General features: G+C 58.3%; 19 protein-coding genes and 1 other RNA gene. 8 read left to right on the forward strand and 12 right to left on the reverse strand.

Annotated elements, in window-relative coordinates; all coding sequences use genetic code 11:
* Window positions 1-10: 10 nt before the first annotated feature.
* Window positions 11-1,381: an MFS transporter gene (locus tag BK659_RS05965; protein WP_185015286.1), complete on the forward strand. Its 1,371-nt coding sequence runs from the start codon at window positions 11-13 to the stop codon at window positions 1,379-1,381.
* 106 nt (window positions 1,382-1,487) lie between these two features.
* Here BK659_RS05965 and BK659_RS05970 read toward each other — a convergent pair whose 3' ends face one another.
* Together BK659_RS05970 and BK659_RS05975 are read right to left on the reverse strand one after the other, a co-directional pair.
* Window positions 1,488-2,342 (reverse strand): DUF1460 domain-containing protein, encoded by an 855-nt coding sequence (locus tag BK659_RS05970; RefSeq protein WP_123424187.1) that lies wholly within the window; start codon window positions 2,340-2,342, stop codon window positions 1,488-1,490.
* Between the two features lie 87 nt (window positions 2,343-2,429).
* Window positions 2,430-3,212: an AraC family transcriptional regulator gene (locus BK659_RS05975; protein ID WP_123424188.1), complete on the reverse strand. Its 783-nt coding sequence runs from the start codon at window positions 3,210-3,212 to the stop codon at window positions 2,430-2,432.
* 119 nt (window positions 3,213-3,331) lie between these two features.
* Between BK659_RS05975 and BK659_RS05980 the strand changes: the two genes are divergently transcribed.
* The gene (locus tag BK659_RS05980; protein WP_123424189.1) at window positions 3,332-4,204 is read left to right on the forward strand and encodes an EamA family transporter; all 873 of its coding nucleotides are present in this window, start codon (window positions 3,332-3,334) and stop codon (window positions 4,202-4,204) included.
* 124 nt (window positions 4,205-4,328) lie between these two features.
* Here the strand turns inward: BK659_RS05980 and ssrA are convergent.
* The 7 genes from ssrA to BK659_RS06015 form a co-directional block, all read right to left on the reverse strand.
* Window positions 4,329-4,722: a transfer-messenger RNA gene (gene ssrA, locus BK659_RS05985) on the reverse strand.
* A 103-nt stretch (window positions 4,723-4,825) separates the two neighbouring features.
* Window positions 4,826-5,101 carry a hypothetical protein gene (locus BK659_RS05990; RefSeq protein ID WP_123424190.1) on the reverse strand — a complete coding sequence of 92 codons (276 nt, stop codon included), beginning with the start codon at window positions 5,099-5,101 and terminating at the stop codon, window positions 4,826-4,828.
* Between the two features lie 165 nt (window positions 5,102-5,266).
* Window positions 5,267-8,077, reverse strand: coding sequence for an FAD-binding and (Fe-S)-binding domain-containing protein (locus BK659_RS05995; protein WP_123424191.1), 2,811 nt, complete (start codon window positions 8,075-8,077; stop codon window positions 5,267-5,269).
* Window positions 8,074-8,745, reverse strand: coding sequence for a LutC/YkgG family protein (locus BK659_RS06000; protein ID WP_123424192.1), 672 nt, complete (start codon window positions 8,743-8,745; stop codon window positions 8,074-8,076). The genes BK659_RS05995 and BK659_RS06000 overlap by 4 nt, the downstream gene beginning before the upstream one ends.
* Entirely contained in the window at window positions 8,745-10,199 is a 1,455-nt protein-coding gene (locus BK659_RS06005) for a LutB/LldF family L-lactate oxidation iron-sulfur protein (RefSeq protein WP_123424193.1), read from the reverse strand. The genes BK659_RS06000 and BK659_RS06005 overlap by 1 nt, the downstream gene beginning before the upstream one ends.
* On the reverse strand, window positions 10,196-11,020 hold the full coding sequence (locus BK659_RS06010; protein ID WP_123424194.1) for a (Fe-S)-binding protein: 825 nt from the start codon (window positions 11,018-11,020) through the stop codon (window positions 10,196-10,198). Before BK659_RS06010 ends, BK659_RS06005 begins: the two co-directional genes overlap by 4 nt.
* Before the next feature lie 156 nt (window positions 11,021-11,176).
* On the reverse strand, window positions 11,177-12,865 hold the full coding sequence (locus BK659_RS06015) for a lactate permease LctP family transporter (RefSeq protein WP_123424195.1): 1,689 nt from the start codon (window positions 12,863-12,865) through the stop codon (window positions 11,177-11,179).
* Window positions 12,866-13,126: 261 nt separating this feature from the next.
* On the opposite strand from BK659_RS06015, the gene BK659_RS06020 reads away from it, so the two are divergent.
* A complete protein-coding gene (locus tag BK659_RS06020; RefSeq protein ID WP_123424196.1) occupies window positions 13,127-13,894 on the forward strand; it encodes an FCD domain-containing protein in 768 nt (255 codons plus the stop codon).
* A gap of 157 nt (window positions 13,895-14,051) precedes the next feature.
* On the opposite strand, the gene smpB is transcribed toward BK659_RS06020, so the two are convergent.
* Window positions 14,052-14,534, reverse strand: a complete 483-nt coding sequence (gene smpB, locus BK659_RS06025) for an SsrA-binding protein SmpB (protein ID WP_019691770.1) — start codon at window positions 14,532-14,534, stop codon at window positions 14,052-14,054.
* Between the two features lie 118 nt (window positions 14,535-14,652).
* On the opposite strand from smpB, the gene BK659_RS06030 reads away from it, so the two are divergent.
* Genes BK659_RS06030 through BK659_RS06040 form a run of 3 tightly spaced genes read left to right on the forward strand, consistent with a single transcriptional unit; the run spans window position 14,653 to window position 16,808 of the window.
* Entirely contained in the window at window positions 14,653-16,056 is a 1,404-nt protein-coding gene (locus BK659_RS06030) for a sodium-dependent transporter (RefSeq protein ID WP_123424197.1), read from the forward strand.
* A gap of 7 nt (window positions 16,057-16,063) precedes the next feature.
* Window positions 16,064-16,498 (forward strand): type II toxin-antitoxin system RatA family toxin, encoded by a 435-nt coding sequence (locus BK659_RS06035; protein WP_123424198.1) that lies wholly within the window; start codon window positions 16,064-16,066, stop codon window positions 16,496-16,498.
* Window positions 16,491-16,808, forward strand: coding sequence for an RnfH family protein (locus tag BK659_RS06040; protein ID WP_123424199.1), 318 nt, complete (start codon window positions 16,491-16,493; stop codon window positions 16,806-16,808). The genes BK659_RS06035 and BK659_RS06040 overlap by 8 nt, the downstream gene beginning before the upstream one ends.
* Before the next feature lie 60 nt (window positions 16,809-16,868).
* On the opposite strand, the gene BK659_RS06045 is transcribed toward BK659_RS06040, so the two are convergent.
* Window positions 16,869-17,396, reverse strand: a complete 528-nt coding sequence (locus BK659_RS06045) for an outer membrane protein assembly factor BamE (RefSeq protein ID WP_123424200.1) — start codon at window positions 17,394-17,396, stop codon at window positions 16,869-16,871.
* Window positions 17,397-17,493: 97 nt separating this feature from the next.
* On the opposite strand from BK659_RS06045, the gene fur reads away from it, so the two are divergent.
* On the forward strand, window positions 17,494-17,898 hold the full coding sequence (fur, locus tag BK659_RS06050) for a ferric iron uptake transcriptional regulator (protein ID WP_003197684.1): 405 nt from the start codon (window positions 17,494-17,496) through the stop codon (window positions 17,896-17,898).
* A gap of 75 nt (window positions 17,899-17,973) precedes the next feature.
* Here the strand turns inward: fur and recN are convergent, their stop codons facing one another.
* Window positions 17,974-19,647 carry a DNA repair protein RecN gene (gene recN, locus BK659_RS06055; RefSeq protein WP_123424201.1) on the reverse strand — a complete coding sequence of 558 codons (1,674 nt, stop codon included), beginning with the start codon at window positions 19,645-19,647 and terminating at the stop codon, window positions 17,974-17,976.
* Window positions 19,648-19,897: 250 nt separating this feature from the next.
* Here recN and grpE point away from each other — a divergent pair, with 250 nt between their 5' ends.
* Window positions 19,898-20,464, forward strand: coding sequence for a nucleotide exchange factor GrpE (gene grpE / locus BK659_RS06060; RefSeq protein WP_071551878.1), 567 nt, complete (start codon window positions 19,898-19,900; stop codon window positions 20,462-20,464).
* The last annotated feature ends 14 nt before the right edge of the window (window positions 20,465-20,478 follow it).

The raw sequence follows: 20,478 nt of genomic DNA on the forward strand, positions 1-20,478 counted from the left end.
TGTGTTTTCCATGGATAGAAGTCAGACAGGAGTCCCTCACGTGGGCATTCAACAGAAAAACCCGGCCCGGCAACGGCGCCGGGCGTTTATCGGTGCAACCTCCGGCCACCTGATTGAGTGGTACGACTACGGCGTTTACGGTTTTCTCGCCGTCTATATCGGCAGGGCGTTCTTCGTCTCGGACGACCCGACCACCAGCCTGCTCGCCAGTTTTGCTGCGTTTGCCTTGAGCTTTTTCATCCGACCGCTGGGCGGGCTGTTCTTCGGTCCGCTGGCGGACAAGATCGGCCGACGCAAAACCCTGATCACGGTGCTGGTGATGATGGCCGGCTCCACCTTTTTGCTGGGGCTGTTGCCAACCTATGCATCGATCGGTATCGCCGCGCCGATCCTTCTGGTGTTGATCCGCTGTGTGCAGGGCTTCTCGGCCGGTGGCGAGATTGGCACCATCACCAGTTTCATCTCCGAGTACGCCGGGCCCGGGCGACGCGGGTTTGCGACCTGCTGGTTGATGGTGACGGCGGTACTCGGCCTGTTGCTGGGCGGTGCTGTGGCCAACGGCATGACCTGGGTAATGGGCGCGGACCTGATGCAAGCCTGGGGCTGGCGTATTCCGTTTCTGATCGCGGCGCCGCTGGGCCTGATCTCGATGTACATCCGCCTGAAGCTGGAAGACAGTCCCGAGTTCCTGGCGTTGCAGCGCGCGGGGGAGACCTCGAAAGCGCCTCTGAGAGAAGTCTGGCAGTGGAAACGGGCGATTGCTCTGGTGTTCTTCATCATCACCCTGCACAGCTCGATCTTTTATCTGGTGCTGACCTTTGCCTCGACCTACATGTCGAGCATTCTCAAGTTCGACAGTGGCACGACCTTGCTCTACGTCTTCATTGCCAGCCTCTCGGCCGCAATCGTCATGCCGTTCGGCGGCGCATTCACCGATAAATATGGGCGCAAGCCGTTTCTGTTGGTGGTCGGCACCCTGGCAACTTTGGCGATGTACTGGCTGTTCAAATCGGCACCCACGGCGACGCCGGCTTCGTTTATCTACCCGTTGATGACAGTGGCAATCCTGTTCGGCCTGTACGCCTCGTCGACTTACGCATTGATGAGCGAGTTGTTGCCTACCCGAATCCGCTCCACCGGCATCGCGGTGGCGTACAACATTCCGGTGGCGGTATTTGGCGGTAGTGCACCGTTGATTTCTACCTGGCTGATCAAGGTCACCGGAGACATTACCTCGCCCTGGTACTTTTACATCGGCACGGGGGTGGTGTCGCTGATCGCGCTGGTGCTATTGCGCAAAGAGGATTTTGTCGCCTGCGCGAGTCCCGCCGAGGTGCAGGGTGTTGGGCGAGCTGATTTGGCGTTGGTGTCCGCTCCTTGAACAGGTGAGTGACATACAAACCCCAGATGCAACAAAGCCCGCACAAGACGGGCTTCGTTGAGGCTTGAGGATGCAGAGGGCTCGTGTCAGAGGGACGACCCAGAATTCATTGAACCTCAGGCACAGTTTGCCGCGCCCGTAACACCACGATCCCTGGCGTCTTCGCTATGTAGTCCTTGAATGGAGAGTCTACGACTTCTCTGTTTTTTTTCTTCGAAGAGGCATTACGCAGCACGGGCCCTTCGTCTTTGTTGATAAAGAATCCTGTATGGGTGACGTCCAGGCCTGCGACTTGGGTGTAAATGCCAACGTAATCGCCAGTCTGCAAGCGGCTGATCACGCGGTCGTTAACAAACGCGCTAGGGATGTAGGTAATACTGCGTTCGATCATGGGCACGCCCGGCAAGTAGGCGCTGCCATCTGCTTTTCGGTTGAGACGTTTGACCACGGTTACCGCATGAGGGCTGATTTGAGAGGTGACGTCGTCGGCCAGTTTTTGCTCGGCCTGCGACCAGTCTGTGAAAAAGTGCCGGCGATGCAGGAAATCGAGATTGCCGTTCACATAACGCGTCTGAATGAGGTTTTTGAAGAAGTCCGCTTCATTGTTGGACTTTCTCAGCGCTTCGACGTAATCCAGATAGGTGAAACAGTCCAGGCCCCTGAAGTCGACTACCAATTCTTCCGGGGTGGTAGAAGAGCCCTGCAACCTGTTCGCGACATAGGGCAGCCCCAAAAACTCCCGTGAAATCAGATTGTTCATCTGCCCGATGTCTTCAGGGTTGGTCACCGAGCGTTCTTTGAGCAGGGTATCCAGTTTGTTAGCGGTATAACCATCCATTTCCAGTGGGGTGTGCCCATTCCCGGACGCTACGTTCTCCACTGCTTTCGTATTCTCGACGGGCAGTCCCGTCCCACACGCTGTCAGCATGGATGCCAAAAGAAATACAGCAAACCTGCGCATTCGACTTCCCATCGTTTTCGACTATTACGTCGCAAATGGTAATGTTTATTGATAGGTCTGTGGGGATTTTGAGACTGCCGGGGAAGCTCAAAGCATTTTTTTTGGAAAATACCGACTGGGTACTTCGCCCAGTACTCGACGGAAAACACTGGTGAAGGCACTCGGGCTGCTATAACCCAGATCAGTCGCCACCCGCGTTATCGCCTCCCCGTTGCCCAAGCGCACCACGGCCGCCAACAGGCATGCCTGCTGACGCCATTCGACAAAGCTGATACCGGTTTGTTGGCGAAACAGCCGGGTAAATGTGCGGCGGCTCATCCCGACCTGCCGGGTCATATCATCAATTCCGGTTTCCAGCGACGGTCGCTCCAGTAGCTTTCGGCAGACGTGCGCCAACCTTGGTTCGCTCGGAAGAGGTGCATTGAGCGATAGGGGCGACATGTCAGCTATTTCGTGGAGCAACAAGGACATCAGATGGCCGTCCAGATGCTCCTTGGCATACAGCGCCGGAACGTCCATGGCCCGGATCAGCAACTGCCGAAGCAGTGCCGACACGCCGAAAACCTGGCAGTACGCTGGCAGGCTGAGCCGAGCGGCGGCGCGGCTACGGATGTAGGTATTGAGCATGGTCACCGGTCCGCTCATGCTCATTTCATGGGGCACTCCCGCCGGTACCCAGATAGCCCTTTGTGGGGGCACGACCCAGTTACCCTGGCTAGTGAATACCGTGATGACACCACTGACGGCATAGGCGAACTGCCCACGTCGATGGGTATGCAGCGTAAAGCGCTGGCCATCCAGATAGTTATTGGCCGTGACTACAGCATCGCGGGGCGTGTTTTCGTAGGGATCTATTTCAGTTTCGCGCATGGCCCGAATTTAATGATCTATGACCTGATAGTGCAAGCGAGCCATTGTCCCAATTACGCATAGTAGGGCCGTGCTTGGGGCATACAGCCGCCGGCCCTGCCTTCTGGAAATAGAACTTCATGCAGAAAAAACACCTGACCCTGGCCGTGTTAGTGACGGCTGTCTGGGGCCTGAACTTTCCCATAACCAAACTGGCTCTGGCCGCTATTGATCCGCTGTTGCTGACAGCTCTTCGCTTTACGCTGGCGGCGTTGCCGTGGGTGTTTTTTGTCAGGCGTCCGCCGATCGCCATGGGGTGGCTGGCCGCCTATGGATTGATTTTCGGGGTCGCTATGTGGGCGTTGATCAACCTGGGTATCGAGCTGGGTGTGCCGCCAGGGACTGCTGCCCTGTTAATCCAGTTCAGTGCTTTTTTTACCTTGGGTTGGGGAGTATTGCTGTTTCGCGAGCATCTGAGCCTTGGACAGACTCTTGGAGTGGGGCTCGCAGCACTGGGCTTGATCAGCATTATTTTTAGTAGCCCGGGTCATGCAACGACAGTGGGTTATGGCTTGTTGCTGATGAGTGCATTTAGCTGGAGTGTCGGCAACGTCATCATCAAGCAGTCAAAGGTCCGGGAAATGTTTGCTTTTGTGGTGTGGGCCAGCCTGTTCCCGCCGATTCCCTTGCTGGTGCTCACCTGGCTGGCGCACGGCTCCGCCCCCTTCACCACCTTGGTAACACACCTTGAGTGGGTGTCGGTGTTCTCGCTGTTGTTTCAGGTCTACGCGGCGACGCACTTCTGTTATTGGGGCTGGAATCTATTGCTGCGAGAGTATCCGGTTTCCAGGGTGGCACCGCTGTCTTTGCTGATACCGGTGTTTGGCGTCGCAGGTTCGATGCTGATGCTTGGGCATCGGGTTGATTTCAATGAAGGGATTTCGATTGCGCTGATTCTATCGGCACTTGCGGTGGGGTTGATGAAGGGGCGCGAGCCGGTGCGGATTGCATAGGCTGGTGAATAGAGCAGGGGGGAGATGGCGATGTTGAGGTCTGATTACGGAAGATGAAGAGTCTTTTGCTCGAACCCCAGACGCAACAAAGCCCGCACTAGGCGGGCTTCGTTGATGCTTCGTTTGGTGGAGCCGGGGGGATTTGAACCCCCGTCCGCCAGTACTCCGCTGTCGGTACTACATGCGTAGCCGTGTCTATTAAGTTAACCCTCAGCGACCCGACGGGCAGGGTGCTTTGGGCGAGTTGTGTAAGTTTTAGCCGCTTCGTCCACAACGTACTGCACGGCGATTCTGTTCTATATGACAATCACTTTGGGTTTACAGACATCCCCTGATGATTGCTGGACCCGAAGGTACCAGGAGGGAAGGGCTAAGGCTGCTTACGCAGCGAGAGCGTATTCCCCGTAGGTTTCGTCATTGGCAACTATAGGAAGTTGCAACAGTGGATTTACGAGTTCTGTTACCAACTCGGCATGCACCTAAAGTTTCGCAACCGGCGTCGAATCCTAAACGGCCCCGAACTCACTGCTCTGTGAATCAATTTGAGCAGCAAGCGTGTGTAGTGTACGCCAATGCGTGTGGCGAGTCGACCTTCTGTCCAGCGTGCGCGTCAGGGCCGGGTTACTGGCTGTTCTTGTGGCTTTGAACGGACTGCAGCGCCTGCTGCGTCAGGGCTACGCATTCCCTGTCATTTTTTGCGTCACGAGCGGATTTTGCTTGCTGGAGTTTGCTCGTGGCATCGCCTTGTGTGGCGGCATCCAGCTTGGTCGCATTGGCCAGTTCGCTAGTGAGTGTTTGAAGGTTCCTCGCGCACAGATCGCCCTCGTTCGAGGCAAAGGCGTGGGAGGTTGTCAGTGTTGCGCAGATAAGCAGTCCGGCCAGGGCGGATCGCTTCATGGGGGTCTCTCCTAGAACAACGTCGGGAACCAAGGGGCTTGGGCTTAATAGATAGACTGTCGCGGCGCACAAGGGTTCTTGGATGGGGTGAAAAACAGAGACGTTTTTCGTCGGCGGGAGAATACAGCAAAGGGGCGAGGTGCCCCTTGCTGGATGGCGTATGTATCAGACCGTCCTGGCCTGGGTCACTCGGTCCACCAGGTAAACCAATCCGTGATAATCGATCCCGCCATGCTGGCTCAGGCCGATTTCACAGGTGCGGCTGGTGGAGATGCCTTCGCTGCAATGCTGCACGGCATCTTTCAATGTGCGCAGTGAGTGAGCGTTCAGTTCAGGTGTGGTGAAGCCCTTGTCGCCGGCAAACCCGCAGCAGTGAATGCCTTCTGGAATAACCACGTTCTTACTGCAACGTCGCGCCAGATCGATCAACGCCTGGCTCTCGCCGAGGTGCTGGGTGCTGCAGGTGACATGCACTGCAATCGGCGCTTCCTGAGGCGTGAAGTCCAGTCGGTCGATCAAATGCGTGCGAATGAAGCGCACCGGGTCGTACAGATCCAGGCGCGCATCGCCGAGGTCTTGCACCAGACGCAAGGTGCAAGGGCTGGTGTCGCAATAGATCGGGTCGAGCCCGCCGCGGCTGGCATGCAGCAGCGCGCCAATCAGCTCCTGGCGTTTGTGTTCGGCCTGTTCCGTGTAGCCTTTGGAGGCGAACGGCTGACCGCAGCAGAGGTTGTCCTGATTGCTCGGCGAGACCACTTGGTAGCCGGCTTTTTCCAGCAGGCCGCGAGTCTTGTCGTAGAGCGACATCTGTTCCTTGTCGCCGGCCGCCGGGCCCATGACCCGCGACACACACGCCGCCAGATAGACCACGCGGGGGCGCGCGTCGGTCACTGTCGGGCTGAAGCGAATCGCTCGTTCCGGTTGCGGCATGGCATTGGTCCACTGCGGGATTTTCCCTTTGGACAGCTTGCTCAGCGCGGCGGAAAACTTCGTCAGCCGTGGTGCGCCCAGCAGCATTCGTGCGCCGTTGGCCACGTGCAGCGTGAAGCGCGCGCCTTGCAGCGCGGTGGCGAAATTTCCTTCCAGCCAGTTGGCGGTTTTCGTCCGGGTTGCCGTGCGGCCACGGAGTTTTTTCACCAGCTCGCCGGTGTTGATTCCGACCGGGCAGCGTTGCGCGCACAGTCCGGTGGCGGCGCAGGTGTCGAGGCCTTGATATTGATAAGCCTCTTCCAGTTCCGAGGTGTCGATGCCAGCGCGCTTTTTCGCCTGAATGTCACGCCAGATCACGATGCGCTGGCGCGGGCTCAAGGTCAGGCCTTTCGATGGGCAGACCGGCTCGCAGAAACCGCATTCAATGCACTTATCCACAATCTCGTCGGCGGCCGGCAGCGGTTTCAGATGTTTGAGGTGGATCTGCGGATCCTCACTCAGCACCACGTCCGGGTTAAGAATACCGTTCGGGTCGAGCAGGCGCTTGAGCTGCCACATCAACTGATAGGCATCGCTGCCCCATTCCAGTTCGACGAAGGGCGCCATGTTGCGCCCGGTGCCGTGTTCGGCTTTCAGCGAGCCGCCAAACTCGACGGCGACCAAGTGCGCCACGTCGTCCATGAACGCCTGGTAGCGTGCGACTTCTTCCGAGCTGTTGAAGCCTTGGGTGAAGACGAAGTGCAGATTGCCTTCCAGTGCGTGACCGAAAAGGATTGCTTCATCGTAGTGATGTTTGTCGAACAGCTCGATCAAACGGTTCACACCAGCCGCCAGTTGCTCGACCGGAAAGGTCACGTCTTCGATGATCACCGTGGTGCCGGTTTTGCGCACCGCGCCGACGGCGGGGAAGGTGTCTTTGCGGATCGCCCACAGCTTGGCGTTTTCCGCCGGGTCTTGAGTGAAGTCGACTTGTTTCTCTACTGGAAACGCGACCAGCGAGCTCATGATCTGCGCCAGTTGTTCATGCAACAGCGCAGTTGATGCGGCGCGGGATTCGATCAACAAGGCGCAGGCGTTGGCCGACAGTTGCTGGACGAAAGCCGGCATCCCGGGTTTGTCCTGCACCGAGCGCAGGCTGCGGCGGTCGAGCAGTTCCACGGCCGAGACCGGTTGGCTTTTCAGCACGGTCACGGCGTTGCAGCAGGTTTCGACATCCGGAAACACGATCAGCGTCGAGGCTTTGTTCGGATGGTCGAGCACCGTGTCGTAGGTCACCGCGCTGATAAACCCCAGCGTGCCTTCGGAGCCCACCAGCAAGTGGCTCAAGATATCCACAGGCTCGTCAAAATCCACCAAGGCATTGAGCGACAGGCCGGTGGTATTTTTCAGACGATATTTGTGGCGAATTTTTGCGACCAATTCGCTATTGGCGCGGGTCTCGCGGCCCAGGGTCGCCAGACGTTCCAGCAGTTCCGCGTGACTGCTGCGAAATGCCGTGACACTGGTGGCGTCCTCGGTGTCGAGGCGACTGCCATCGGCCAGTACCAGGCGAATGCCGGCCAGCGTGTGGTAGGTATTTTGCGCGGTGCCGCAGCACATGCCGCTGGCGTTGTTGGCGACGATGCCGCCGATTTTGCAGGCATTGATCGACGCCGGATCGGGGCCGATCTTGCGGCCAAACGGTGCCAGCCAGGCGTTCGCCTGTGCGCCGATCACTCCCGGTTGCAGACGGATTTGTGTGCCCTGAGCGCGGATCTCGCGACCGTTCCAGTTATCGCCGAGGACGATCAGCACCGAGTCGCTGATGGCCTGACCAGAGAGGCTGGTGCCGGCGGCGCGAAAGGTCACCGGAACCTGATCACGCTGGGCCAGTTTGAGCAGGGCAACCACTTCATCTTCAGACTCGACGCGAATCACCAGTTTCGGGATCAGCCGATAGAAACTGGCGTCGGTACCGAAGGCCAGGGTCGACAGCGGATCGTCGAAACTCCGGTCATGGGGAATCAGCTGCTGCGCATCGCGCAGGAACGCTGCCGGTAGACTCATTGGTCCTCCAGAATCAGCACCACCAGGTCTTTCGGGCCGTGGGCGCCGTAAGCCAGGACTTGCTCGATGTCGGCGGTTTTCGACGGGCCAGACACCAGCAAGGCGTTGGTCGGCATGCCTTGGGCCCACTCGAACTCTTGCTGCACCTGATAGAAGTTGTCGCGAATTTCACTGGCCTTGAGCAGGGCGAAATGCACCGGAGGCACCAGGCTCATCAGCCGTGGTTCTTCGCGGGTGGGCCAGATGATCAGGCTGCCGGTGGCGGCGATTGCTCCGAGGGTGGTGGTCAGGCTGGCCGGAGTGTCGTTGAACAGCTCTGCCTTCCATTCTTCTACTGGGCGGTCGTAGGCCTTGAGTGTTGGCAGCTCGGGATTGTTCGACCAGTGCTGCGTGATGCGTTGACCATGGGGCGTAGTCGGCGCGATCAGCAGGCTCGGCAACTGACGGTCGCGCAGCAATTGCGCGAGCAACTCTGGCCAGCCTTGCTCACTGGTCAGGTGGATTTCGGTGTGCACCGCTTCCATTAATTTGCGCAGTTGCGGGATGCGTTGTTCCGGCGTGTAGGTGTAGGGCTCGGTCACCAACGCCTCGTCGAAGTTGTCAGGTACTGGCGTGGTGCCGGTCAGACTGTTGCGCAGTTTGGCGAGGATGTTTTGCTTGGCGCTCATCAGCGATCTCCCTGTTTGGCCAGATGTTCGCGGGCCATGTCATGCAGTGAGCGGGCGGCGGGTTTTGGCGCGCTATGGTTTTGCGTCCATGGGCCAACGTTGCTTGGCGTGAGGGCGCGCAGGCGAGTGGCGAAGAAACCGAACAGCCGATACAGCGTTGGCGAGCTGTTGAGTTTCGCCCAGGCGTTCCAGATGAAACGCTCTTTGCGCGAGAACTTGCTGCCTTGACCGCGCATCACTTGATGAGGGCTGTCAGGGGCTTTGACGTTTTCTTCGCGTAGGCGGCGCAGCAGTGCCGGGATCGGAATTTTTACCGGGCAGACTTCACCGCAGGCGCCGCACAGCGACGAGGCGCTCGGGTGGTCCGGGACTTTCGCCAGGCCAACCATGTGGGGGGTGATGATCTTGCCGATCGGGCCCGGATAAACCTCGCCATACGCATGACCGCCGATGCGCGTGTAAACCGGGCAATGGTTCATGCAGGCGCCGCAGCGGATGCAGTTCAGGGTCTGACGCAGTTCGCTGTCGGCAAAGGCCTGGCTGCGACCGTTGTCTAGCAATACCAGATGCATTTCTTGCGGGCCGTCGAGTTCATGTGCCTTACGCGGGCCGGAGATCATGTTGACGTAGGTGGTGATTGGCTGGCCGAGGGCCGAGCGCGTCAGCAAGGAGAGCAGCGGTACAACGTCGCGCAGGTTTTCGACGACTTTCTCGATGCCGGTGACGGCAATGTGTACCGGCGGCACGGTGGTCGACATGCGCCCGTTGCCTTCGTTTTCAACCAGCAGCAGGGTGCCGGTTTCGGCCACGGCGAAGTTGACGCCGGAGACGCCGATGTCCGCTTCGAAGAACTTCTGCCGCAAGACTTTGCGACCGATCTGAATAAGTTGGTCAACGTCCTTGGTGTATTCCACGCCAAGTTTGTCGTGGAACAAGGACGCGACCTGACCGGCATTCTTGTGGATCGCCGGCATAATGATGTGTGAAGGCTTCTCGTGGTCGAGCTGGACGATGAATTCGCCCATGTCCGACTCCAGGCATTCAACACCTTGAGCCGCGAGGACATGGTTCATCTCCATCTCTTCGCTGACCATCGATTTGCCCTTGATCACTTGCCGCGCCTCGTGAGCACGGATGATCGATAAGACGATGCCATTGGCCTCGTCCACCGTTTCCGCCCAGTGCACTGTCACACCGTTGCGGGTCAGGTTCTGTTCCAGTTGCTCGAGCAGGTCGGGCAACTTGGATAACGCGCGGGCACGAATAGCATTGCCCAATGCGCGTAAGTGTTCTCGCTCAAAGGCATCGCTGAAGGACGCTGCCCGCTTTGCCATCAGTGAATCCATCGCACTGCGAAAGTTGTTCCGCAGTTGCTTGTCACCCAACGCCTCGTGAGCCCGGGTGCGAAAATCTTCTTCAATCGCTACCGTCGGAATCAGCGTGGAAGTGCTCATCGGGCACCTCCGGTACGCTGCCAGAGGAAGCTGGCCAGGTGTTGACCGCGTAACGCTTCGTTCTGTTTTTCCAGCGAGCCGTTGATGTTCATCAAACAGCCGCAGTCGGCACTCAACACCGTGTGTGCGCCGGATTCCTTCAGGGCTCGGGTCTTGTCCTCGACCATCGCACCGGAAATGTCTGGCATTCGGACGCTGAATGTCCCACCAAAGCCACAGCATTCACTTTCGTGGTCATGATCGACCCGTTTTACGTTGCTCAGTTGCGACAACAACTCGCGGCCATGCAAGTGGGTGTTCATCTCACGCCGCGCCGAGCACGAGGTGTGCAGCGCCACTTTGACCGGCTCGCCGCTGTCCTTGAGCTGCACCTTGCAGACGAACAGCAGAAACTCAGCCAACTCGTAGGTCCGTGCCGCCAGGGCCTGAACCTGTTTCAGCGTATCCGGCTCGTCCTTGAACAAGTCGGCGTAATGTTCACGCAGCATGCCCGCGCAGGAACCCGAAGGCACCACCACCGGATAGTCCTCGGCGAACAGCGCCAGTTGCGAGCGCGCTACGGTCCGGGCCTGTTCGGTGTAACCCGAGGTGTAGGCCGGTTGTCCGCAGCAGCTTTGCCCTTGCGGGTACTCGACGCGAATGCCCTCGCGTTCGAGCAAGTGAATCGCGTCCATCCCGGCCTCGGGATAAAACAGATCGACCACACACGTGCCGAACAGGTAGACCCGCTGCGGTTTCTCGCTGGGGTACTGGCGCGGTTCTGGCAGTGGCGGGGCGACACGGGTCGCGTTCGGCACAGCGTTGTAAAAAAGCTCGCTCATCGGGCGTGTCTCTCGGCCGGTTATCCGTCCGCTGAGGCTGCTGACTATAAAGCGGGAAGCTTTCAGCAGTCTTGCAGACCGGGTGGTGAGTCGCTGACGCCGGGATCGTATCCCGGCGTCGGTTTTTTCCATGCTTCGTGTAGCTGCGTGTCGCCCTTAGTGCACCAGCATGCCGGTAAACCAGTAGGCCTGGGCCAGCGTAATCAGGCCGACGATAGTGGCAAAGAATAGGCTGTGCTTGAGAGTGAAGCGGAACAGGTCGGATTCCTTGCCCACTAGGCCGGTCGCGGCGCAGGCCACGGCGATCGATTGTGGCGAGATCATCTTGCCGGTCACGCCACCGCTGGTGTTCGCCGCCACCAACAGCACGTCGTTGACGCCGATCTGGTGCGCGGTGGTCGCTTGCAGCGAACTGAACAACGCATTGGACGAGGTGTCCGAGCCGGTCAGAAATACACCCAGCCAACCGAGGAATGGCGAGAAGAACGGGAAGGCAGCGCCGGTGGCTGCCAGTACCAGCGCCATGGTCGACGACATGCCCGAATAGTTGGTGACGAAGGCGAAGGCCAACACCATGCCGATCGACAGAATAGGCCAGCGCAGCTCGTAGAAAGTTTCTTTCAAGGTGGTCAGACCAATTCTGAAATTGATCTTCAGGATCAGCATCGAGATCAGTGCGGAGAAGAAAATCGCCGTGCCGGTCGCGGAAATCGGGTCGAGTTTGAACACCGCCGGAATGGCGGTCGGGGCGGCTACGATCGGGGTGGTCTTGATCACCAGTTGGTCAAGGTGCGGGATGGCGAAGTTGAACACCCAGCTGTACATCGAGCCGCCGGCGGCGAACATCGCCTTGAAGGACTTGAGGGTCCAGAGGGTGACCAGCGCGGTGAGGATCAGGAATGGCGACCAGGCCTTGAAGATCTCGCCGATGCTGTACGGCGAAGGCTGGGTCGTACGCGGTTGACCGAAACCACCGGCGCTTCTCACGGTTGCGGCGCCGACGCTGGCGGTTGCTTCGGCGAACGAACGCTTGGGCTGCCAGACCTTGAGGAACAGGGTCAGGGAGACCAGGCTGACCAGTGCCGAGGTGATGTCCGGCAGCTCGGGGCCGATGAAGTTCGAGGTGAAGAACTGGGTCACGGCGAAGCTCAGGCCGGCCACCAGTGCTGCGGGCCAGGTTTCACGAACGCCGCGCAGGCCGTCCATCATGAACACCAGCCAAAACGGCACGAACACCGACAGCAGCGGCAACTGGCGACCCGCCATGGCGCCGATCTTGAAGGCATCGATGCCGGTGACTTGCCCGGCCACGATGATCGGAATCCCCAGTGCGCCGAAGGCTACCGGCGCAGTGTTGGCAATCAGGCACAGGCCGGCGGCGTATAGCGGGTTGAAACCCAGCCCAACCAGCAACGCGGCGGTAATCGCTACCGGTGCGCCGAATCCGGCGGCACCTTCCAGGAACGCACCGAAGCAAAAACCGATCAGCAGGACTTGCAGGCGTTGGTCGTCGGTAATCGACAGCACCGAGCTGCGGATCACCTCGAACTGGCCGCTCTTGACCGTCAGTTTGTAGAGGAAAACCGCAGCCACGATGATCCAGGCAATCGGCCACAGTCCGTAGGCAAATCCATAACCAGCAGCGGCAAAGGCCATGTCGACAGGCATCTTGAAGGCGAATATCGCCACCAGTATCGACAAGGCCAGGGTGATGCTCCCGGCGACGTGTCCTTTGAGGCGGAACACGGCCAGAGCCAGGAAGAAAAATACGATAGGGATAACGGCCGCGAGCGCGGACAAGCCGAGACTGCCGAGCGGGCTGTAAAGCTGTTGCCAGGTTTGCATATGGGGTGGCCCCTAATTGTTGTTGGTAAGGCACTGGTCAGCGTTCTTGGTTAATTGGTAATACCAATTTACAATCGCTGTTGGCTAGGGTAAAAGCCTTGGGTACGGTGTGTCAATTTGCCGCCCTGAAACTTTCGTCGAATGAGCGGTGCAGAGCTCGTCTGATCTGCTCGATCAAACGCCGTCTGGTAGGTGCTGGCGCGACGCCAATAGGCCAGAATAGAGAGCCCGGCGAGCCGTCGGGATCGTGGAGAATGAGTTATGGGGTTTGATCAGATTCGTCAGCGCCGTTTGTCTGACGATATTGTCGAGCGGCTCGAGGGGATGATCCTTGAGGGCACGCTGAAGTCCGGTGAGCGATTGCCGGCCGAGCGCGCTCTGGCTGAGCAGTTCGGTGTATCGCGCCCTTCATTGCGTGAGGCGATCCAGAAACTGGCGGCCAAGGGGCTGCTGGTCAGTCGCCAGGGCGGCGGCAACTATGTGGTTGAATCGCTTGGTTCAACCTTCAGCGATCCGCTGCTGCATCTGCTGGAAAGCAACCCGGAAGCCCAGCGTGATCTGCTGGAGTTTCGCCATACGCTGGAAGCTTCATGCGCCTATTACGCTGCATTGCGCGCGACGGATGTTGACCGCGAACGACTGACTGCGGCATTCGAAGAGTTGCAAGACTGCTATTCGCGCCATGATCAAGCGAGTCGTGCGGAAGAGGGCGCGGCGGATGCGAAGTTTCACCTGGCCATCGCCGAAGCCAGCCACAACGCGGTGTTGTTGCACACCATTCGCGGGCTGTTCGATCTGCTCAAGCGCAACGTGGTGACCAACATCGGCGGCATGTACAAACAGCGCACCGAAACCCGCGACATGCTGATCAGTCAGCACCGGGATTTGTATCAGGCGATTATCGAAGGGCGCGCAGAGCAGGCGCGAGAAATCTCCAGCCGACACATTCTGTATGTGCAGGAAGTGCTCGAAGAAGTGCGTCAGGAAATGCAGCGCATGGCTCGGGCGGAGCGGCGCAAGGGGATGTAGGTTGGGTTTTGTCAGTTAAATCTTTATCGCTTGTGCGATTGTCTTCGCGAGCAAGCTCGCTCCCACACAGGTTCCAGGTCTGCCACATAAATGTCGGCATCCATAGATCGTGTGGGAGCGAGCTTGCTCGCGAAAGCGGTCTCAAGCAAAAAGAAGATTAATCTTCCTTGCCCTTGTTCCGCACCGCGCGCTGCAGCTCGCGACCGGCATCGCGTTCGCGCTCGGTATCACGCTTGTCGTATTCCTTCTTGCCCTTGCCCAGAGCGATCTCGCACTTGATCAAGTGCTTGCTCCAGTACAACGACAGGCAGACGCAGGCGTAACCTTTCTGTTGCACGGCGGCAAACAGCTTCTCCAGCTCGCGCTGGTTGAGCAGCAGTTTGCGCGTACGCGTCGGGTCGGCAATGACGTGGGTGCTGGCGGTGGTCAGCGGGGTGATATGACTGCCGAGCAGCCAGGCCTCGCCATCCTTGAGCAGCACATAACTGTCGACCAGTTGTGCCTTGCCTGCACGCAGACTCTTTACTTCCCAGCCGGCCAGGACCATGCCAGCCTCGAACCGGTGTTCGATGAAGTAATCGTGTCGCGCCTTTTTATTTTGCGCGATGGTCCCTTCGGGGTGTTTCTTCTGTTTAGCCATAGGGGCGGCATTATAGGGAGTTGCGCGCGAGTCGGCTACGGTGAACCTGCGTGCTTGAGCGCATTGAGTGAATCCCGGACAATGCGCCCTCTTTTTTGATCGGTTGGGCGTGTTAAGGATGTCGTCAGACAAGGTTTCAGTCCACGGTAGTTGGGCTAGCCGTTGGGTTTTCATACTCGCTGCGACCGGTTCAGCCGTGGGGCTGGGTAGTATCTGGAAGTTTCCCTATATGGTCGGCGTCTATGGCGGCGGCGCATTTGTGTTGGTGTTTCTGGCGTGTATCGCGCTGATCGGCGTACCGGTGATGTTGGCCGAAACCCTGATCGGTCGGCGTGCCCGGCAAAGTCCGGCGAATGCCTTGAAGGTGCTGGCACTTGAGGCAGGGCATTCTGCGAAATGGTCCTGGGGTGCGTTTGCCGGGATGATCACGGCATTGCTGATTCTGTCTTTCTATAGCGTGGTGGGCGGCTGGTCGCTGGATTACATCATCGACATGGGCCGCGGCGACTTCCAGGGCGTGACGACCGATCAGGTCGGCGCCTATTTTGGTGGAGTGATTGCCGACCCTTGGCGTCTGACGTTGTGGCACACCCTCTTCATGCTGTTGTCGGCAGCTGTTATCGCCAAAGGCGTGGTCGCAGGGCTTGAGCGCAGCTTGCGGATCATGATGCCGCTGCTGTTCGTGATGCTGGTGATTCTGTTGGGCTATAGCCTGACCACCGGGCATTTCATGGATGGTGTGCATTTCATGTTCGACTTCAATCCGGACAAGTTGCTCGATGGCTTGCTGCCGGCCATGGGGCATGCATTCTTTTCTCTAAGTGTGGGCGTCGGTTCGATCATGATCTACGGTGCTTATATGCCCAAGCACTCGTCGATCTCCGGGACTATTGTTGGTGTCGCGCTGCTGGATACTTTCGTTTCGCTGTTGGCCGGTCTGGCGTTGTTTCCGATTGTGTTTGCGGCAGGTTTGAACCCGAGCGAAGGGCCGGGGTTGATGTTCGTCAGTCTGCCATTTGCCTTTGGTAACGTAGCGTTTGGTCAGTTGATGGGCGTGGTGTTCTTCGTACTGGTGGCGATTGCGGCCTGGAGTTCGGCGATTTCCTTGTTGGAGCCGATGGTGGCCTACCTGGTTGAGCGGACCAAAATCCGTCGTGGCTGGGTGACGTTCTGGCTGGCGTTCAGTTGCTGGTTTGTTGGCTTGGGGACGGTGTTTTCCTTCAATATCTGGAAGCAAGCCAGGTTTTTCGTGAATGATGGCGGTGCGTTTCACCTCTACCAATGGGGCGCGCAAGGCGGTCTGGATTTTTTTGGCGTGATCGATTTCTTCACCTCGCGGATCATGTTGCCGCTCGGTGGATTGTGCTTTGTGGTATTTGCAGGTTGGGTGATGGGCCGTGAGGCGGTACGCGACGAATTGTCGATGCGCAGCCCTGTATTGTTTGCCCTGACTTTGTTCTTGATGCGCTATGTGGCGCCAATCGGCATTCTTGTAGTGTTTGCCGCCCAGCTGTGGAAGTGACGCTGACATGACGACACATATTCAACGTTCGGCTCTGTTGCCGTATCCGGCGCAAGCGCTCTATGACCTGGTCAATGACGTGGCGCGCTATCCGGAATTCTTGCCCTGGTGTTCCGAGGCGCATGTGCTGGAAAGCTCTGCCGAGCACATGCGCGCTAGCGTGGGTGTGGCCAAGGGCGGGTTAAGCCAGCATTTCGTGACGCGCAATACGTTGGTGCCTGGGCAGTCGATCGAGATGAATCTCGAAGAGGGTCCATTCAATCAGCTGCATGGTGTTTGGGTATTCAAGCCGTTGGGCGAGAAGGCCTGCAAGATCAGCCTGGACCTGTCGTTCGATTATGCCGGGCCGATTGTTCGGGCGACCCTGGGGCCGTTGTTCAATCAGGCGGCGAACACGCTGGTGGACGCGTTCTGTCAACGCGCCAAACAGCTGCATGGTTGAGTCGGTGATTGAAGTCGAGGTGGTGTATGCCGCTGTCGATCGCCAGGTGTTGCTCAAGGTGGCGGTGCCTGTAGGCACTACTTTGCGAGCGGCGCTGGCTGAATCAGGCATCGCCGAGCAGTTTCCCGAACTGGACCTGACGACTTGCCCTGTAGGGATTTTCGGCAAGGTGATTGCCGATCCCGAGAACCGCCAGGTTCAGGCGGGTGACCGCATCGAGATCTATCGAGCGTTGCTGGCGGATCCAAAAGAGGTTCGCCGACTTCGTGCGGCCAAGGCTGCGGCGCAGGCCAAGGCCCGTGATCTGTAGACTTCCCAAATGACAGACAACAAAAAGCCCGGCATGCCGGGCTTTTTGTTGTGTCGCATTTTATTGCGGCGCAGTGTCCAGCGGTGCTGGCGTCGGGACCGGAACGGTTTCGACTTTGTCGACGTCCTTCTGGATCTGATCCAGCAGCGAGCCCGGTTTTGCCGGTTTCTCTGGCTTCGGCTTCTCGGCGTTTTCAACAGGGGCGGTCACGGTCGTGCCGCTGTCCTTGCCGAGAATGGCTTCGTCACGACTCACGCCAGGCATAAAATCGCCCGACAGGCTGACAAGCTGGTCGTTAGGGTTGAAAATAACGCTGATGCGTTCCTGTTGGCGTTCACCGCCGCCCGGCTGCAGGCTATACAAGTAATCCCAGCGATCGGCGTGGAACGTGTCGGTCAGCAGAGGGTTGCCCATGATAAACCGTACTTGCCGACGGGTCATTCCCGGGCGTAACTGGTCTATCATGTCCTGCGTGACGACATTGCCCTGCTGGATGTCGATTTTGTAAACCCCGGGGAATGAACAACCGGCGAGTGCGAGCAGTCCCACAAAGGTGAAACTGGTTAGCAAGAGCTTGGTGTTTTGCATCGGTGGGCGACTTCCACTATCTTGGCTGGGACAACGTAAACGCCGATCATACCCGCATTAAGAGAAGCTGCGAAGCAGCATCGCGAGAAAGCTGACCATGGTTGAAAATAGCGAACTACGCAAAGCCGGCCTCAAAGTGACCCTGCCACGGGTCAAAATTCTGCAAATGCTCGATTCCGCTGAGCAACGTCACATGAGTGCTGAAGATGTTTACAAGGCGCTGATGGAAGCTGGTGAGGATGTCGGTCTGGCCACGGTTTACCGTGTTCTGACTCAGTTCGAGGCAGCTGGTCTTGTGGTGCGGCACAACTTCGACGGAGGCCATGCGGTCTTCGAACTGGACGACGGCAAGCATCACGACCATATGGTCAACGTCGAGACCAGTGAAGTGATCGAATTCTTCGACGAAGAAATCGAGCGACTGCAGAAGGCAATCGTCGACAAGTATGGCTTCGAGATGGTTGATCACAATCTGGTGCTGTACGTACGCAAGAAAAAGTAAGCATGTCGCGCGGATTTTTGATCTGCGAAACGAGCGAAGGCGACCCGAGGGTCGCCTTCGTGCTTTCTGGTGAGCTTAAATTTTTGCCGTCACGACCATTTTTTTCGCGTGGGCCAGGGATTCCTTGGTCAGGTCGATCCCTCCAAGCATTCGTGCTACTTCTTCAATCCGCTCATTTTTACTCAGTTTGGACACGGCGGTGTGCGTGGCATCGTCACCGCGCACCTTATGGACAAATAGATGCTGATGACCCTGGGAGGCCACTTGCGGCAAGTGCGTGACGGTCAGCACCTGTCCGCGCTCTCCGAGGCGGCGCAAGAGTTGCCCGACAATTTCCGCAGTCGGGCCACCAATACCGACGTCCACTTCGTCGAACACCAGTGTCGGTACTCGCGAGGTTTGTGCGGTGATCACCTGGATGGCCAGACTGATTCGCGACAGCTCGCCCCCCGACGCGACTTTGGCCAGTGCCTTGAGCGGTTGCCCTGGGTTGGCGCTGACCAGCAGTTCCACTTGTTCGAGGCCGTTGGGCAGCAGCTCGGTGCTGGTGTTGGGGCGTAGCTCAATGGTGAAGCGGCCGCCGGGCATGCCCAGACGTTGAATTTCCTGTTCGACGGCATTGGCCAGGCTGGTCGAGGCTTGATGGCGCAGATCGCTCAGCTCTCGGGCTTTTTCCTGGTAGTGCCGGGCGAATGCGCCCAGCTCTTCGTTCAATCGTTCGATGGACTCGTCGTTGGCATTCAGTGTTTCGATTTCGTCCAGCAGTTTTTGCTGAAGTTCTGCGACTTCGGTGGGCTGGATCCGGTGTTTGCGCGCCAGGGTGTAGATCGAGTCCAGGCGTTCTTCAAGTTGCTGGAGGCGTGCCGGATCGGCATCGAAGTGGTCGAGAAAACGGTTCAGTTCACCAACGGCTTCTTCTACCTGAATCTGTGCGCTGGTCAGCAGGTTGGTTGCTTCGCCCAGGGCGCCGACCGAATTGTTCACGCTCGACAGGCGATTGAGACTGGCCGTCAGGGCGTTCAGCACATTGCCGGAATCGCTTTCGCTGCACTGCTCGACGACCTGTCGGCAAATGCCCAGTAAGGTTTCGGCGTTGGTCAGGTTTTTGTGTTCCTGCTCCAGTTGCTCCAGCTCACTCTCACCCAGGCCCAGGTTTTCCAGCTCTTCGAGTTGGTAGCTGAGCAACTGGTGGCGAGCGCGCTGCTCGTCGCCGGAGTTGGAGAGGCGTTCCAGCTCCTGGCGGGTCTGGCGCCAGCGCTGGGCGGCAAGTTGCACCTGGCGGGCGAGGTCCGTGGCGCCGGCGTATTCGTCGAGCAGCCGGCGGTGCGTGTCGGTTTTCAGTAACGATTGGTGTTCATGCTGGCTGTGGATATCGATCAGCAGTTCGCCGAGGGCTTTGAGGTCGCCAAGCGGGCAGGGACTGCCGTTGATGTAGCCACGCGAGCGACCTTCGGCGGTGATCACCCTGCGCAGGATGCACGGGCCGTCGGTATCGAGGTCGCGCTCGGCCAGCCAGGCACTGGCTTCCGGAATATCGGCCAGGTCGAAGGTGGCCAGGATGTCGGCCTTCTCCGCGCCTGGGCGAACCACGCCGCTGTCGGCGCGATCGCCAAGGGTCAGGCCCAGGGCGTCGAGCATGATCGACTTGCCGGCGCCGGTTTCCCCAGTGATCACGCTCATCCCGCGATCGAGTTCCAGATCGAGATGTTCAACGATGGCGTAGTTATGTACGGACAGGTGCACCAGCATAGAGGCCGCTCCCAGGCTTTAAGTCTGGTTATTTATACAGTGTTTTGTTTCTGGCTGACAATGCCCGTGTTTAGCTCGATTTGCTTGGCAAATACATTTTTTTAAAACCCGCTGGAATGTTAAATCAGCTGTTTTTGTAAGGGTAATGGTGTTCAGCGGTCTGATAGCCCTTGAACCTGGAATTTGCGACCCCATATACCGGGGCAGAAGCGCGAGTCGAGTTCGCGCACGATTTTGAAAGGAGAAATCTATGGCTGACGAACAGACGCTGGATACGCAAAATCTAGACGCCAATCAGGCTCCCGAAGCATCGGGTGAAGACCTGGTGGCTCGTGTACAAGTGCTCGAAGAGCAACTGGCTGGCGCGCAGGATCAGTCTTTGCGTGTTGCTGCCGATCTGCAGAACGTCCGCCGTCGCGCCGAGCAGGATGTAGAAAAAGCTCACAAATTCGCGTTGGAGAAGTTTGCCAACGACCTGCTGCCGATCATCGACAGCCTGGAGCGTGGCCTTGAGCTGTCCAACCCGGACGACGAAAGCATTCGCCCGATGCGCGAAGGCATCGAGCTGACCCTGAAAATGTTCCAGGACACCCTGAAGCGCTATCAGCTGGAAGCGATCGATCCTGAAGGCGAACCGTTCAATGCTGCACACCATCAAGCGATGGCCATGCAGGAAAGCGCCGACATGGAACCCAACAGCGTGCTGAAGGTGTTCCAGAAGGGCTACATGCTTAACGGTCGCCTGCTGCGCCCGGCCATGGTCGTGGTCAGCAAGGCTCCGGCGCCGGTTTCGCCTTCGATTGACGAACAGGCTTGAAATCCGCCGTAAGG

The sequence above is a fragment of the Pseudomonas brassicacearum genome, from assembly GCF_003732225.1.
Taxonomy (GTDB): Bacteria; Pseudomonadota; Gammaproteobacteria; order Pseudomonadales; family Pseudomonadaceae; genus Aquipseudomonas; species Aquipseudomonas brassicacearum_E.

Excerpts from the sequence above, each read along its gene's own strand:
- BK659_RS06040 (WP_123424199.1), top strand. The coding sequence starts at position 16,491 with ATGGTTGAGTCGGTGATTGAAGTCGAGGTGGTGTATGCCGCTGTCGAT.
- recN (WP_123424201.1), bottom strand. The coding sequence starts at position 19,647 with ATGCTGGTGCACCTGTCCGTACATAACTACGCCATCGTTGAACATCTC.
- BK659_RS05975 (WP_123424188.1), bottom strand. The coding sequence starts at position 3,212 with ATGCGCGAAACTGAAATAGATCCCTACGAAAACACGCCCCGCGATGCT.
- grpE (WP_071551878.1), top strand. The coding sequence starts at position 19,898 with ATGGCTGACGAACAGACGCTGGATACGCAAAATCTAGACGCCAATCAG.
- BK659_RS05965 (WP_185015286.1), top strand. The coding sequence starts at position 11 with ATGGATAGAAGTCAGACAGGAGTCCCTCACGTGGGCATTCAACAGAAA.
- BK659_RS06035 (WP_123424198.1), top strand. The coding sequence starts at position 16,064 with ATGACGACACATATTCAACGTTCGGCTCTGTTGCCGTATCCGGCGCAA.
- BK659_RS06000 (WP_123424192.1), bottom strand. The coding sequence starts at position 8,745 with ATGAGCGCCAAGCAAAACATCCTCGCCAAACTGCGCAACAGTCTGACC.
- fur (WP_003197684.1), top strand. The coding sequence starts at position 17,494 with ATGGTTGAAAATAGCGAACTACGCAAAGCCGGCCTCAAAGTGACCCTG.
- BK659_RS06020 (WP_123424196.1), top strand. The coding sequence starts at position 13,127 with ATGGGGTTTGATCAGATTCGTCAGCGCCGTTTGTCTGACGATATTGTC.
- BK659_RS05990 (WP_123424190.1), bottom strand. The coding sequence starts at position 5,101 with ATGAAGCGATCCGCCCTGGCCGGACTGCTTATCTGCGCAACACTGACA.
- BK659_RS06005 (WP_123424193.1), bottom strand. The coding sequence starts at position 10,199 with ATGAGCACTTCCACGCTGATTCCGACGGTAGCGATTGAAGAAGATTTT.
- BK659_RS06010 (WP_123424194.1), bottom strand. The coding sequence starts at position 11,020 with ATGAGCGAGCTTTTTTACAACGCTGTGCCGAACGCGACCCGTGTCGCC.
- BK659_RS06030 (WP_123424197.1), top strand. The coding sequence starts at position 14,653 with ATGTCGTCAGACAAGGTTTCAGTCCACGGTAGTTGGGCTAGCCGTTGG.
- BK659_RS06045 (WP_123424200.1), bottom strand. The coding sequence starts at position 17,396 with ATGCAAAACACCAAGCTCTTGCTAACCAGTTTCACCTTTGTGGGACTG.
- BK659_RS05970 (WP_123424187.1), bottom strand. The coding sequence starts at position 2,342 with ATGCGCAGGTTTGCTGTATTTCTTTTGGCATCCATGCTGACAGCGTGT.
- BK659_RS06015 (WP_123424195.1), bottom strand. The coding sequence starts at position 12,865 with ATGCAAACCTGGCAACAGCTTTACAGCCCGCTCGGCAGTCTCGGCTTG.
- smpB (WP_019691770.1), bottom strand. The coding sequence starts at position 14,534 with ATGGCTAAACAGAAGAAACACCCCGAAGGGACCATCGCGCAAAATAAA.
- BK659_RS05980 (WP_123424189.1), top strand. The coding sequence starts at position 3,332 with ATGCAGAAAAAACACCTGACCCTGGCCGTGTTAGTGACGGCTGTCTGG.
- BK659_RS05995 (WP_123424191.1), bottom strand. The coding sequence starts at position 8,077 with ATGAGTCTACCGGCAGCGTTCCTGCGCGATGCGCAGCAGCTGATTCCC.